Raw genomic sequence first — 12,691 nt, 5'->3', positions numbered from 1 at the left:
TATGACATTTGCCATTAAAAAAATACATCACGTTGCATATCGTTGTAAGGATGCGAAAGAAACTGTTGAGTGGTATAAAAAAATGCTCAATATGGATTTCATTTTAGCTTTTGCTGAAGACCATGTGCCGTCAACTAAAGCCTTTGACCCATATATGCATTTATTCTTAGATGCTGGTCAAGGTAACGTTTTGGCATTTTTTGAATTGCCAACTCAACCAGAAATGGGCCGAGATGAAAATACGCCTCAATGGGTGCAGCATATTGCTTTTGAAGTTGAAGACTTAAATGCGTTGATGGCTGCCAAGCAACATTTAGAAGAAAATGGTGTGAAAGTCTTAGGTGTGACTAACCATGGCATTTTCCACTCAATTTACTTCTTCGATCCAAATGGTCATCGTTTAGAACTGACTTATAACGATGCTCATGCTGAAGAAAAAATTGCAAAAATTACTGAAGAAATGAAAACTGAAATGTTAGAGGAATGGAGCAAAACCAAACGCGCTCCGCACCATACTCATTTCTTGCATGAAGAAGAGTTAGGAACCTAATTTTTAAAGAGCGCACTAAAAAATCGGCATTGATTAGAATTGTTTTAAGAGCAGTTCTATATCAATGCCGATTTATATTATTTAAAACCGCTAAATTTCTAGAAAATTGCGCTATAAATAAGAGCATAGTGATTTTAGAAAATTGTTGGTTATTAAACATGTCAATTTCGCTAATAGAAAAAGGTGATTTCTATTTTTCACTAGGCTCAGGCATGATGTAAAACGCGCCAATTTCAATTTATGTTTTGATCGCCACGTTTAACAGCTGAAGTAAATTTATTAAGGGTATTTAAATGATTGAAGAAAAAGTATCTGGGGGGGTTCAATCACTTGAAGTCGGTTTATCTGTACTAAACGCCCTTTTAGAGCACAATCAACCTATTATTCTCAAAGATCTGTCTAGCAAGCTAGAAATGCATCCTGCCAAGGTTCACCGCTATCTGGTTAGCCTTATTCGAATGGAATATGCAAAACAGCTTGATGATGGACAATATGCTTTAGGTGATCAGGCATGGCGCTTAGGTCTCAACTGTGTTCAACATAGCGACACACTACAGCTGGTACAGCATTTAATTTACGACCTACAAAACAAAATTGGTTGCGGTATACAAATTAGTAAATGGTCACCAAAAGGCCCTGTCGTGGTTCAGTCGATTGAATCAAACCACCCTATTTCGATTGTTACTAAAGTCGGCTCGATTATGCCTTTAGTCAATTCTGCTGCGGGACGTCTATTTGCTTCTTATCTTCCTGAACATTTTGTTCGCCCATTAATGGAAGCAGAATGGCAAAAGCATCAAGAGCTTGGTCTAAACATCGCACCACAAAACTGGCAAGCATTTACAGAGCTTAAAGACACCATTCGCCAGCAACAAATGTCGGCAGCGAAAGGTGATTTACTGACAGGAATTAATGCAGTGGGTTTACCTGTATTTAACTCAAACCAGAGTATTGAGTTTTGTATTGTCGCCCTGGATAGCGAAATGTTTTTACCAGTCGACCCTCATAGTAAAACGATTGAAATCTTAAAAAATGAAGTGAACCTCATCAATCAATATATTAAAAGCCGCTAATCAATAGCGATAAAAAACCAAGAGATCAAACTCTTGGTTTTTTTAAGATCAGGAATAAAGCTCAGCTTATTTATTTAGTTTCTAAAACACCACGACGGATCTGGTCACGTTCAATCGACTCAAATAACGCTTTGAAGTTACCTTCACCAAAACCATCATCATCTTTACGTTGAATAAATTCAAAGAAAACTGGACCAATCATATTTTCAGAGAAAATTTGCAATAAAAGCTTTTTCTGACCGTCTTTAGTATTACCGTCAAGCAAAATACCGCGCTGTTTTAATTCATCAGTCGGTTCACCATGCTCAGGTAAACGATCTTCTAGCATTTCATAATACGTATTTGGTGGCGGTGTCATAAATTTCAGACCAAGACCTTTTAACTTATCCCAAGTCGAGATTAAGTCATCACAAATAAACGCGATATGCTGAATACCTTCGCCATTAAAGTCAGATAGGAACTCGGCAATTTGACCGTTTCCTTTGTCAGAGTCTTCGTTTAACGGAATACGGATCTTACCGTCTGGTGCTGTTAATGCTTTAGACGTTAAACCTGTATATTCACCTTTAATATCAAAGTAGCGAATTTCTTGGAAGTTAAAGATTTTTTCATAGAAGTTTGCCCAATACTCCATACGGCCTTTGTAGACGTTATGAGTTAGGTGGTCAATCTCGTTTAAGCCTGCCCCTACTGGACGTTTCTCGGCATCATCAAAGAAAATAAAGTCATTTTCATAAATATCACGGTCAACTAAAAAGATTGGCATGCCACCAATACCTTTAATTGCCGGAATGTTGAGCTCCATTGGCCCAACTTTTGAATACATTGGTTCAGCACCAAGCTCTACTGCTTTTTGGAAAGCTTTTGCTGCATCACGTGTTTTAAAACCCATCGCACAAGCAGATGGACCATGTTCATTAAAGAAGAATGAAGCATAAGATTCTGGCTGATAATTCAGGATAATATTGATATTTCCTTGACGCCATAAGTACGCTTCTTTCGATTTATGCTTGGCTACTTTTGAAAAGCCGATTGTTTCAAAAACTGGATCTAATTCATTTTCTTTTGAAACAAACTCAATAAATGCAAAACCGCATAATTCTAATGGGTTCTCTAAAATATCCATCTAGTTTCCCTCTGGTGATTACCTGTTCCGTTTATCTCTATTGCTGATGAACTCAGCTCCTTTCTCTATAGTATACGTCATCATTGGGTGAAGACCTGAACCGTCAAATTGGCTTAACCCAACGCATCCTATGAGAAAAAAACGAGTCATTAAAACGAAGATATGATGAGCGTAGAACCTTTGATGATTAAATTCCGTTCCATGTGGTGTTTGTTTTCCATACACACTGTCCTTTGTTATCTAAAAGTACGATTGAGATTTTTCAATAAACCTTTAAAAATCGTCTTTTCCTAAAAATCATTTATAGATTTATGGAGACCAACATCCTTGTTGGATCTCCAATGGCCATTTACCTTGAATTAGATGCTACTAAAAACAATCAAATTATGCAATACATAACTTAATTATGAATTGCATAATTTAAGTAATCTTTTAATTTGTCTTTTTTTAAAATCAATTGTCATATTCGATATTCTGTTTATGATTCTTTATCTTCAAAAATCTCTCTTGCTTTGAGTTTGGAAAACTATGCTTTTAGTCAGTGCATGTTTAATTGGCGAACCTGTTCGATATGATGGTAAATCCTGTCCAAATACCCGACTTAAGCAACTATTGATCAATAAAAAAGCCCAAGCATTATGCCCAGAGTTATTAGGTGGTTTTACCACTCCCCGTTTACCCGCAGAAATTGTGGGAGGAACAGGTCAAGATGTGCTAGATGGCAAAGCAAAAATTACCGATTCATCTGGTTTAGATGTGACTAAGCTATATTTGAAAGGTGCTTACCGCACTCTAGAAATTGCACAGCAAATAAAAGCAAGCTGTGTCGTCTTAAAAGAGAATAGTCCATCTTGTGGTAGTCAAAAAATTTATAACGGTACTTTTCAAGGTGAAAAAATTACGGGAGTTGGAATCACCACAGCGCTTTTACAGCGCCATGGTTTTGAAGTGATTTCTGAAAATGAGATTGAAGATTGGTTAGTAGAACATCTGCTTTAAGATTGTGTTGATCTACCTAATCAAAACCCTCTTAATTGTTTTCTAAAACGGAAACACATGGCACTCAATAGACAAGCCACTAAATAACTTATGGCAGCCATCCACCAAAAACCATAAACTCCCATCGCAGAAATCGAGATATCCTGCCAATGCAGTCCTTTATAGGCCATCCACCAACCACCGCCTAATCCGAAACATAACACTACGACCAAGAAAATTAGCATCGGTAAAATCGACACATCCCAACAGCGTAACAAAGAGGTCAATAACGCCATTAAGCCATCTAGAAAATGAAACATACAGACAATCAACAACAAGGATGCAGCCAAAATCTGCACGGCCAAATCATCCGAATAGAACGTAACAATGAAGTCCCGCTCCAACCATAAACACAGAGACAGACAGCCACTCACTGCCATAATTACCCATATACTTTGCCTGGCAATTTTATCTGCTTCTTCCATGTTCCCGCTGCCCATAGATCGCGATACCAAAATGCTATAAGCCGAGACAATCGATGAAGGGATAATAAACATGAACCCGCCAGTGCTCACGACAATTTGATGTGCTGCTGACACCACACTCCCAAAAGGCAGAATCAGAATAGCAACCGAACAAAATGCAATAACGTCCATCAACGCCATAATTGCTGTCGGGATACCTATTTTTAAAATCATCCGCAGACTTTCTCGGCTATCTTCAATCGACTGTTCGGGATGCTCAATAAAGATGTATCCTTTTTCCAAGAAAAATACGTAATAAACAGCCAACATAAACCACCGTACAATGAGAGTGGCTAACAAAGCCCCTATTGCACCAAGTGGCGGAATTGAAAATGAAGCGACACCATAAATCAAAAGATAGGACAAAATAATTTTAAGAATGAAGAAAACACTATCTGATAATAAAACCTTATGCGCATTTTCAGTGACCTGAGACAAAGCTGTAAATAAGCGCATTAATAAATGCGCGGGTAAAATAAATACCAAAAGCCAAATACAGTTTTTAGTAATTGAAACAACATGTTCAGATGCACCAAACAATTTGGGCAAATCACGGAACAAATAAAGCAAGCCAATACTCAGCAATGCCGAACATAACATCAGCCAAATGCCTTGAATAAAAATTTGACGAATACGTGGTATGTCATGGCAACCATAAGCTTCTGAAAGCTTAAGTATCACACCTTGTAGAATCCCCATACCAATGACATAGATCACTGTATATAGAGATAAGGTCACCGATAATGCTGCTACATGATCGTTACTAAAATGCCCTACATAAGCAATATCAACCAATCCACTTAAAACTAGAATTAAATTGCTTGAGAGCATGGGAATAAATAATTTAAAAATCTGGTTCATCAAGGAAATGCCTTATTTTTCTTTACGATTTATACTCATATTCACGTTATTTTTAGTGCATCAATCCAAAGCAAAAGACATACCAGTTCTAAATTAAGCTCCTATAAAATCTGCTTTAAATGAAAAGGCCAAACTATTCGTTTGGCCTTCTTTTGTCATGTATGTTGTTTATACAGTTATTCTTGTTTGTGTTTACTTGTCCAATAAGTCGCTAGTGCAGGCCCAGAAATATTATGCCAAAGACTGAAAATTGCGCTTGGTACAGCTGTAATCGGAGAAGCAGCAAAATGTACTGCTGCGAGCGCAACACCTAAGCCAGAGTTTTGCATCCCTACTTCAATAGCAATGGCCTTACTGTCCGCATAAGGTAGTTTAAAGAAACGTGCCGCGGTAAAACCTAATAAATATCCAAGCCCGTTATGTAAGATCACCACAGCTAAAATAAGCAAACCCGACTGTAAAATTGCTGCTTTGCTTCCACCAATAATGGCTGCCACAATCGCCACAATTGCAATGACCGAAACTAAAGGCATGACTTGAATATAAGATTCGACCTGACGTTTAAGCCATGTTCTTAAAATTAGACCGACTACGATAGGTAGTAGCACCACCTGCAAAATCGAAATAAACATCGAAGCTGCGTCAATCTTTAGCCATTGACTAGCAAGCAGATAGAAAATCGCAGGCGTTAATACAGGAGCTAAAAGCGTTGATACCGATGTACAAGCTACCGATAAAGCCACATTGCCTTTAGCCATATAGGTAATCACGTTTGAAGCTGTTCCCCCTGGGCAACAACCTACCAAAATGACCCCAACCGCAATTTCAGGCGGTAAGTTAAATAATTTACATAGAACATATGCTAAGCCAGGCATTACGACAAACTGCGCTACGACACCAATCAATACCGCTTTAGGGCTTTGTAATACACTTTTAAAGTCGTCTACAGTCATGGTCATTCCCATGCCAAGCATAATAATGCCCAAAATCCATGGAATGTACGCTTTGAGCCAGACAAAAAGTTCAGGCTGCCATAGCGCTAATGCTGCAAAAATAATCACCCATAGGGCAAAAGTTTTTTGAATAAATTGGGTAAAGCGCAGGAATGCATCCATACTTTCTATCCCTAAAAATTAAAATATGAAAGTTAAAAACTAGAGCATATACTTAAAACTCGCTCAACAGATCATTCGATTGGATACGGATAACGCCTTGTTGCTGCATGGTTTGCCAAGCTTGTTCTAAAGAACCATTCAGATCAATCCCTTTACAAGCATCTTCAACCACTAAAGTTTTAAAACCTTGCTTAACTGCATCTAAAGCAGTCCATGCTACACAAAAGTCTGTAGCAATTCCGACCACATAAACCGTATCAATACCGCGCTCTTTTAGATAACCTGTTAAACCCGTCGTTGTAGAGTGATCAGCTTCTATAAAAGCCGAGTAGCTATCAATATGAGCATGAAAGCCTTTTCGGATAATCAGTTGAGCTGTCGGAATATTTAAATCAGGATGAAACTCGGCATCTTGAGTACCTTGTACACAATGCTTAGGCCAAAGCACCTGTGGTCCATAGTCGAGTTCAATGGTTTCAAATGGCTGCTTGCCCGAATGATTTTGTGCAAAAGATATATGATTATCTGGGTGCCAATCTTGCGTCAGAACAACATTTTCAAAACAATCAGCAAGTTGGTTAATCGTTGGAATAATTGTATCGGCGTCAGCAACTGCTAAATTTCCACCTGGTGTAAAACCATTTTGTACATCAACTACGATTAAAACCGCATTTTGTGGTTGTTTATTCATTTTCATGTCATCTTCAATCCCATGAGAATCATCGAAGAACAATAGCAGCAATTATGGCAACAACAAAAGCAGTTGCAGCAGCAAACTTTAGGCGTAATGCAAAAAATTATCCAATCGTTGCTAGCACAATCAAAGACAATGGAGAGCGCACAGAAAGACTTAGCGCAAACACAAAATTCATTATTCACAACACAGAAGCAATTTCACGAGTTAGAACAAAATACAGCGAGCCATACAGATCAGATCAATGGCAAGGTAGAGGGATGAGCCAAATTACAACGAACTACGAGAGTGTAGTAGAAAAATCTCAACCGTACAGCATTCAGTCTCGTCGCAAGTAGCTAGTACACAGAAAAAATTTCTCAAAACATCCAAATTCTTGAAGCAAATATCATTCAAATGAAAGAATGGAAAAAGGAAGTGGAAAAACCTTGACCTAAGCAAGATCAAGATATGAATTTTGGAATGCAATAATTGAATTTTGATGGTCATACTAAGTTTTATAAAATTTATTTTAATCCAAAAACAAATACATTAATTATATAATATATTTTTTTAATTAATAAAAATAAGTTAAAATTCGACCTTAATTATTTTTAATAAAAGGTAAACTTTATGAATAAGTCTAATATTATTATATCCTTATTTATTATATTAGTTTCGAATTCTGTTAGCGCAGCATATACACCTTCGACGGCGGTTAGCTATGCCGTAAATAACTATAATTTGTTATACAGTACAACATCAAACCCATTTATTAATGTTTCAGATAAGGGGGGAAATTGCACTAATTTTGCAAATCAAACAATATCAGGTGGATTATTAGGAATAACAAATTCTAAAACATTGAATCAAACCTTACTTTCACAATCTGCGGCTGTTAAGGCTGTTCAAAATACGAGTGTATTTTATAAATGTAATACAACAGGTAATACCTGCCAGACTATAGCTTGGCGTGGTGCACAACCAATGTTCACATACTCAGCAAACAGTACAAGTTTACAGTCCAAAGGAGTTAGATTAAATCTAGTTACCAAGACTACACTTGTAAATGGAACTCTATCACCTCTTGATCTCTCAAAAATTAGAGTTGGGGATATTGTTTACTTAGATTTTAATTTTGTTATTGGGGGCTCAAGTAATTCTGTTGATCATACAGCAGTAGTAACTGCTGTGAATCCAGAGTCTTGGTATGATGTAACTCAAACAATGAAATATAATAATATTAAGCTTACATATCAATCCTATAACACAACCAACAAGGGATTGGGTGATATGAATGCACCTGCAATCTATATATATCGTCCTTTTGTCTAATTTAGTTATTAATTTATAATTTAAAAGCATCACTTATTTTGTAGGTGATGCTGGAGCTATAGTTTTGAAAAAAGTTACTTTTACTTTAATAACATGTTTAATTATTTTAATTTCTATTTATTTTTACTTTAAGCCAGATAAAAACCATTCTCTTGTGGAACTTCTACAAGAAAGTTCAAAAGATTCTGGTGATCATATTACAGACCAAAGTATTCAGACATCTTCTAGTAGCAAAGAGATGAATGCCTCATTGAACTCACTCAAAGATTTCATTAATAATGCTCCTTTCAAACAAGAAGATACACATTCAATACTAGCGCAGAATCCTGAAAACATTCAAAGTTATTTAAATGAATTTTCTAATTTAATTGAAAAAAATATAATGAAAAACAGTAAATTAAGTTTGGATCAGAAATCTGAAATTTTATGGAGTATGTACAAAGAGTATGATTGGCTTGGGAACGATAACGCCTTTAAAGCAATAATTAAAGATAATTTAATGTACTTAAAAAATCCCTCTTTACTTCCTGAAATTACCCAGACTTATAGCCGTATTTCCTCTTTAGGCGAAAAAAGTGTAAATTCGCGTCATGATCTACTAGAAATTATAAACTCTATGGATATCAATTCTAATAACCCAAATAATAAATTAGTTATTGATACATTAAGCTCGGAATTAAAATCAATCAACAGCCGAAGCGAAGCTCAAAATCTAGGTGATATGGCTACAAAGATACTTTATGAATATGGTGAAGCTACAGGCGTTGATGTTATTCCAGATATTATTCAAGCGGCAAATAATAATACACAGGCTAGCTTAAGCTATGTAGATAATGCCTTTAAGCTGACTCTCTTAGAAAACAATACTGATCAACTAAAAAGTCTTATGCAAAGTAATATGTCTCAATCTACTAGAGATGATTTAAATAATGTAATTTCTTTTAATTTAAAAGAAGATGGAAACATTCCCATTAACAACGTAAATAGAGAATCATTGTCTATCCTAGATCAATATCTCCGTAATGAATTTTCAAATAATCCTAAACTAGAGGGAAATGTTGAGTTAAAACAGGTTTATGGAAAAATCACCTCAGCATTACAGTAACTTATGAAATCAGATGGACAAATAATCTAAAGTATTCAGCACAATACTCAAATGGTCGACAAGCAGTTAAACCTGTGAATACTACTGATTTTGTAGATACTCTTTAGTCATCAAGAATGTTCTTCTGAACAGTTTTTTTAGATAATTACACATACAATTATCTTTATATAAAGCGAAAGCCCCATAAGTTTCAACACTTATGGGGCTTTCGCTTTATATACGGTTGATATGCGATGCATGTGGAAAGAATAAGTGTCACTGGCGCATCGTAGCGATAGTGAAAGCTGAGAAGCTCAAGCTAAACCGTATCGAAAATTGCATTCTATCTTGCCATAAAAAAAGCCGATATTAAGTAAGGCTCAGTTGAATCAAGCTGTATTGTTATATTTACGAACCCTTCTCACCCCTACAATACGAATACATCCTATCTTTTCCTCAAGTTTACATCGCGATTATCCGTTAGGCGTATTGTTCTTATGCGTCTGATCAGTCATAATTTGCATAATTGTCATTCAACAATCTGTTATTGTTAGAACTGGACAATCAAAATACTGCAACCATCCCACATTTTGTTTTTCTTACCTCAGATTCGGATGGATAAATAGGATATTTTTAAAAATGACTCAGCAAGCACAGACCATTCAAGGCTCAATCGTCGCAATCGTCACACCAATGTTGAAAGACGGCGGTGTAGATTGGAAGGGTCTTGAGAAGCTGGTTGAGTGGCACATAGAACAAGGTACAAACAGTATTGTAGCCGTCGGTACAACCGGCGAAGCCTCAACATTGAGCATGGAAGAGCACACACAGGTTATTAAAGAAATTATTCGTGTAGCCAATAAACGTATTCCAATTATTGCCGGTACTGGTGCAAACTCAACCCGTGAAGCAATCGAATTAACTAAAGCTGCTAAAGAGCTTGGCGCAGATGCTGCTTTACTTGTAACACCATATTATAACAAGCCAACCCAAGAAGGCCTCTACCAACACTATAAAGCGATTGCTGAAGCTGTTGAATTACCACTTATTCTCTATAACGTACCTGGTCGTACTGGCGTAGACCTTTCAAACGACACAGCTGTACGCTTAGCAGAGATCTCGAATATTGTTGGTATTAAAGATGCAACAGGTGATGTACCTCGTGGTAAATCATTAATCGAAGCTTTAAATGGCAAGATGGCTGTGTACTCAGGTGATGATGAAACAGCATGGGAACTAATGCTTCTTGGCGCTGATGGTAATATCTCGGTTACTGCAAATATTGCACCTAAAGCAATGAGTGAAGTATGTGCTGTTGCGATTGCCAAAGATGAACAACAAGCGAAGACGCTTAACAATAAGATTGCAAATTTACACAATATTCTATTTTGCGAATCAAACCCAATTCCTGTGAAATGGGCACTACATGAGATGGGACTGATTGATACTGGTATTCGCTTACCACTCACTCCTCTCGCTGAGCAATATCGCGAACCTCTCCGCAATGCCCTAAAAGATGCGGGAATTATTTAATAAGAGCAATTTATGATGCAATTACGTCTTGGTTTAGTCCTTGCAGTTTCAGCCTTAAGTTTAGCTGGTTGTGGTCGCTTCGCAATTAATAATCACTCTTTAGATTATAAAAATGCCAAGCAACTTGCCCCGCTTGAGTATCCTGCCGATGCAACTGTACGACCAGCGACACCTTTGTATCCTGCACCAACTGTAGAACAGCGCGCTATCGATAACGCACCGAAGTTTGAAAACAAGCGTGGCAATCGTTATGCCTTGCCACGCCCTGAACAAACGCAAGGTAATGCAACACTAGATGCCTCTACTGAAACGGCGACTGCGCTTGGACGTCCTCAACTTGTGACTGACGGCAATAAAAACCCGTTGTTAAAAGTTGATGGAAATACAGCCGAGATCTGGCAATACACCAAAGCAACTTTAAGTACTTTAAATTTCAACATCATCGCTCAAGGCAGCAATCAGGCGACGATTAAAGTAAATGACAATACTTATGTGCTTAAACTTACTGGTGTAGGTTCTAGTCATACTCTTGCTCTATTTAATGTAGATAACACTTTTGCAAGCCCAGATGTGGCTGCTGAAGTGCTAAACCAGATTTACCAAAATTGGCCAGCCTAGTCGTTTACTAGGCATTTTTTTTTAAAAAGGTTCCCTCATGTTAAAACAAACCTTGCTCTATACTGGTAAAGCAAAATCTGTATATGAAACAGACAATGCCGACCATCTGATTTTAGTCTTTCGTGATGATGCCTCTGCGTTCAACGGCGAAAAAATCGAACAACTAGATCGTAAAGGCAAGGTGAACAACCGTTTTAACGCCTTCATCATGGAAAAACTTGCTGCTGCGGGTATTGAAACGCATTTTGAAAAATTGCTTTCTCCAACTGAAGTGCTTGTTAAAAAACTTCAAATGATCCCAGTTGAATGTGTAATTCGTAACTACGCAGCTGGTTCTCTATGCCGTCGCTTAGGTGTAGAAGAAGGTAAAGAATTAACTCCTCCTACATTTGAATTGTTCTATAAAGATGACGGTCTAGGCGACCCAATGGTTAACGAATCTCAAGCAATTGCTTTAGGTTGGGCGACTGCTGAACAGTTAGAACAAATGAAAGTTTTAACTTATAAAGTAAACGATGTATTAAAAGCATTATTTGCTGAAGGCAACATGATTTTGGTGGACTTCAAGCTTGAATTCGGTGTGTTCCATGACCGTATCGTGCTTGGTGATGAGTTCTCTCCAGACGGCTGCCGTTTATGGGATAAAGACTCTAAGAAGAAACTCGACAAAGACCGTTTCCGTCAAGGGTTAGGCGGTGTTGTTGAAGCGTATGAAGAAGTTGCTGCTCGTTTAGGCGTAGATTTATCTGACATCTAATCAGTAAAACTTCATAAAAAAACCGGGCCAAAGCCCGGTTTTTTTATGTTCAGTACTATACAAGTCCAATAATGTAGACAGATTTGTCTATTTTAATAAATTAACACTTGCATAAACTTAATTTAAAACACTAAAATCTAGAAAAACACAAAGTACTTCACAATAATTAAATTTAAAAACTAGGGTGAACCTATGGAATTATCTAAGCTTGAAAAGAGAGTAACGGATCATCCAATCCATTTTGGTGAAAATCCTCTGGTTCTATTAAACAACTTTAGCACTACTGCCTTAAAACAAGGCTGGAGTCAGGCAGAGGTTGAATCTGTTATTGCTAAAGCCTCTCAAGGCGACTATATGGCGCTCATCCGTACTTTAAGAGCTTATACTTTTCTTTAATCTTGTTGTTGATGATCCAGCCATTGTGCATTCAATTTATAAAAAGACACATAAAGCTGTTATGAATA

General features: G+C 37.1%; 14 protein-coding genes. 10 read left to right on the top strand and 4 right to left on the bottom strand.

The genetic code is table 11. From position 1 onward, the window contains the following. Nucleotide 1 precedes the first annotated feature (1 nt). On the top strand, nt 2-550 hold the full coding sequence (locus HJG58_RS03625; protein WP_002119119.1) for a VOC family protein: 549 nt from the start codon (nt 2-4) through the stop codon (nt 548-550). A gap of 293 nt (nt 551-843) precedes the next feature. Continuing rightward, nucleotides 844-1,623, top strand: coding sequence for an IclR family transcriptional regulator (locus HJG58_RS03620; protein ID WP_005066619.1), 780 nt, complete (start codon nt 844-846; stop codon nt 1,621-1,623). A 70-nt stretch (nt 1,624-1,693) separates the two neighbouring features. On the opposite strand, the gene hppD is transcribed toward HJG58_RS03620, so the two are convergent. Beyond that, entirely contained in the window at nt 1,694-2,749 is a 1,056-nt protein-coding gene (gene hppD, locus HJG58_RS03615; protein ID WP_063097640.1) for a 4-hydroxyphenylpyruvate dioxygenase, read from the bottom strand. 528 nt (nt 2,750-3,277) lie between these two features. On the opposite strand from hppD, the gene HJG58_RS03610 reads away from it, so the two are divergent. Beyond that, on the top strand, nt 3,278-3,748 hold the full coding sequence (locus HJG58_RS03610) for a 2-thiouracil desulfurase family protein (protein WP_170247964.1): 471 nt from the start codon (nt 3,278-3,280) through the stop codon (nt 3,746-3,748). A 20-nt stretch (nt 3,749-3,768) separates the two neighbouring features. On the opposite strand, the gene HJG58_RS03605 is transcribed toward HJG58_RS03610, so the two are convergent. From HJG58_RS03605 to pncA, 3 genes are all read right to left on the bottom strand, one after another. Next, nucleotides 3,769-5,112: an MATE family efflux transporter gene (locus tag HJG58_RS03605; RefSeq protein WP_170247963.1), complete on the bottom strand. Its 1,344-nt coding sequence runs from the start codon at nt 5,110-5,112 to the stop codon at nt 3,769-3,771. Between the two features lie 176 nt (nt 5,113-5,288). Then, nucleotides 5,289-6,227, bottom strand: a complete 939-nt coding sequence (locus HJG58_RS03600) for a bile acid:sodium symporter family protein (protein ID WP_170247962.1) — start codon at nt 6,225-6,227, stop codon at nt 5,289-5,291. Nucleotides 6,228-6,279: 52 nt separating this feature from the next. Further along, nucleotides 6,280-6,924, bottom strand: a complete 645-nt coding sequence (gene pncA / locus HJG58_RS03595) for a bifunctional nicotinamidase/pyrazinamidase (protein ID WP_170247961.1) — start codon at nt 6,922-6,924, stop codon at nt 6,280-6,282. Between the two features lie 47 nt (nt 6,925-6,971). On the opposite strand from pncA, the gene HJG58_RS03590 reads away from it, so the two are divergent. From HJG58_RS03590 to HJG58_RS03560, 7 genes are all read left to right on the top strand, one after another. After that, nucleotides 6,972-7,259, top strand: a complete 288-nt coding sequence (locus HJG58_RS03590) for a hypothetical protein (RefSeq protein WP_235944453.1) — start codon at nt 6,972-6,974, stop codon at nt 7,257-7,259. A 274-nt stretch (nt 7,260-7,533) separates the two neighbouring features. After that, the gene (locus HJG58_RS03585; RefSeq protein ID WP_170247960.1) at nt 7,534-8,235 is read left to right on the top strand and encodes an amidase domain-containing protein; all 702 of its coding nucleotides are present in this window, start codon (nt 7,534-7,536) and stop codon (nt 8,233-8,235) included. Nucleotides 8,236-8,299: 64 nt separating this feature from the next. Then, a complete protein-coding gene (locus HJG58_RS03580) occupies nt 8,300-9,340 on the top strand; it encodes a hypothetical protein (RefSeq protein WP_171545206.1) in 1,041 nt (346 codons plus the stop codon). Between the two features lie 618 nt (nt 9,341-9,958). Continuing rightward, nucleotides 9,959-10,852 carry a 4-hydroxy-tetrahydrodipicolinate synthase gene (gene dapA, locus HJG58_RS03575; RefSeq protein ID WP_170247959.1) on the top strand — a complete coding sequence of 298 codons (894 nt, stop codon included), beginning with the start codon at nt 9,959-9,961 and terminating at the stop codon, nt 10,850-10,852. Nucleotides 10,853-10,867: 15 nt separating this feature from the next. Beyond that, nucleotides 10,868-11,470, top strand: coding sequence for a lipoprotein-34 precursor (NlpB) (locus tag HJG58_RS03570; protein WP_075383299.1), 603 nt, complete (start codon nt 10,868-10,870; stop codon nt 11,468-11,470). Nucleotides 11,471-11,507: 37 nt separating this feature from the next. Next, a complete protein-coding gene (gene purC, locus HJG58_RS03565) occupies nt 11,508-12,227 on the top strand; it encodes a phosphoribosylaminoimidazolesuccinocarboxamide synthase (protein ID WP_002119240.1) in 720 nt (239 codons plus the stop codon). Nucleotides 12,228-12,419: 192 nt separating this feature from the next. After that, nucleotides 12,420-12,623, top strand: coding sequence for a hypothetical protein (locus HJG58_RS03560; protein ID WP_075383276.1), 204 nt, complete (start codon nt 12,420-12,422; stop codon nt 12,621-12,623). The last annotated feature ends 68 nt before the right edge of the window (nt 12,624-12,691 follow it).

The sequence above is a fragment of the Acinetobacter geminorum genome (genome assembly GCF_013009345.1).
Taxonomy (GTDB): Bacteria; Pseudomonadota; Gammaproteobacteria; order Pseudomonadales; family Moraxellaceae; genus Acinetobacter; species Acinetobacter geminorum.
This window is presented reverse-complemented; position numbering and strand designations above follow the sequence as displayed.

Bases quoted from the DNA above. Each gene is read 5' to 3' on its own strand.
- dapA (WP_170247959.1), top strand. From the start codon at position 9,959: ATGACTCAGCAAGCACAGACCATTCAAGGCTCAATCGTCGCAATCGTC.
- HJG58_RS03570 (WP_075383299.1), top strand. From the start codon at position 10,868: ATGCAATTACGTCTTGGTTTAGTCCTTGCAGTTTCAGCCTTAAGTTTA.
- HJG58_RS03620 (WP_005066619.1), top strand. From the start codon at position 844: ATGATTGAAGAAAAAGTATCTGGGGGGGTTCAATCACTTGAAGTCGGT.
- HJG58_RS03610 (WP_170247964.1), top strand. From the start codon at position 3,278: ATGCTTTTAGTCAGTGCATGTTTAATTGGCGAACCTGTTCGATATGAT.
- pncA (WP_170247961.1), bottom strand. From the start codon at position 6,924: ATGAAAATGAATAAACAACCACAAAATGCGGTTTTAATCGTAGTTGAT.
- HJG58_RS03600 (WP_170247962.1), bottom strand. From the start codon at position 6,227: ATGGATGCATTCCTGCGCTTTACCCAATTTATTCAAAAAACTTTTGCC.
- HJG58_RS03590 (WP_235944453.1), top strand. From the start codon at position 6,972: ATGGCAACAACAAAAGCAGTTGCAGCAGCAAACTTTAGGCGTAATGCA.
- hppD (WP_063097640.1), bottom strand. From the start codon at position 2,749: ATGGATATTTTAGAGAACCCATTAGAATTATGCGGTTTTGCATTTATT.
- purC (WP_002119240.1), top strand. From the start codon at position 11,508: ATGTTAAAACAAACCTTGCTCTATACTGGTAAAGCAAAATCTGTATAT.
- HJG58_RS03625 (WP_002119119.1), top strand. From the start codon at position 2: ATGACATTTGCCATTAAAAAAATACATCACGTTGCATATCGTTGTAAG.
- HJG58_RS03585 (WP_170247960.1), top strand. From the start codon at position 7,534: ATGAATAAGTCTAATATTATTATATCCTTATTTATTATATTAGTTTCG.
- HJG58_RS03605 (WP_170247963.1), bottom strand. From the start codon at position 5,112: ATGAACCAGATTTTTAAATTATTTATTCCCATGCTCTCAAGCAATTTA.
- HJG58_RS03560 (WP_075383276.1), top strand. From the start codon at position 12,420: ATGGAATTATCTAAGCTTGAAAAGAGAGTAACGGATCATCCAATCCAT.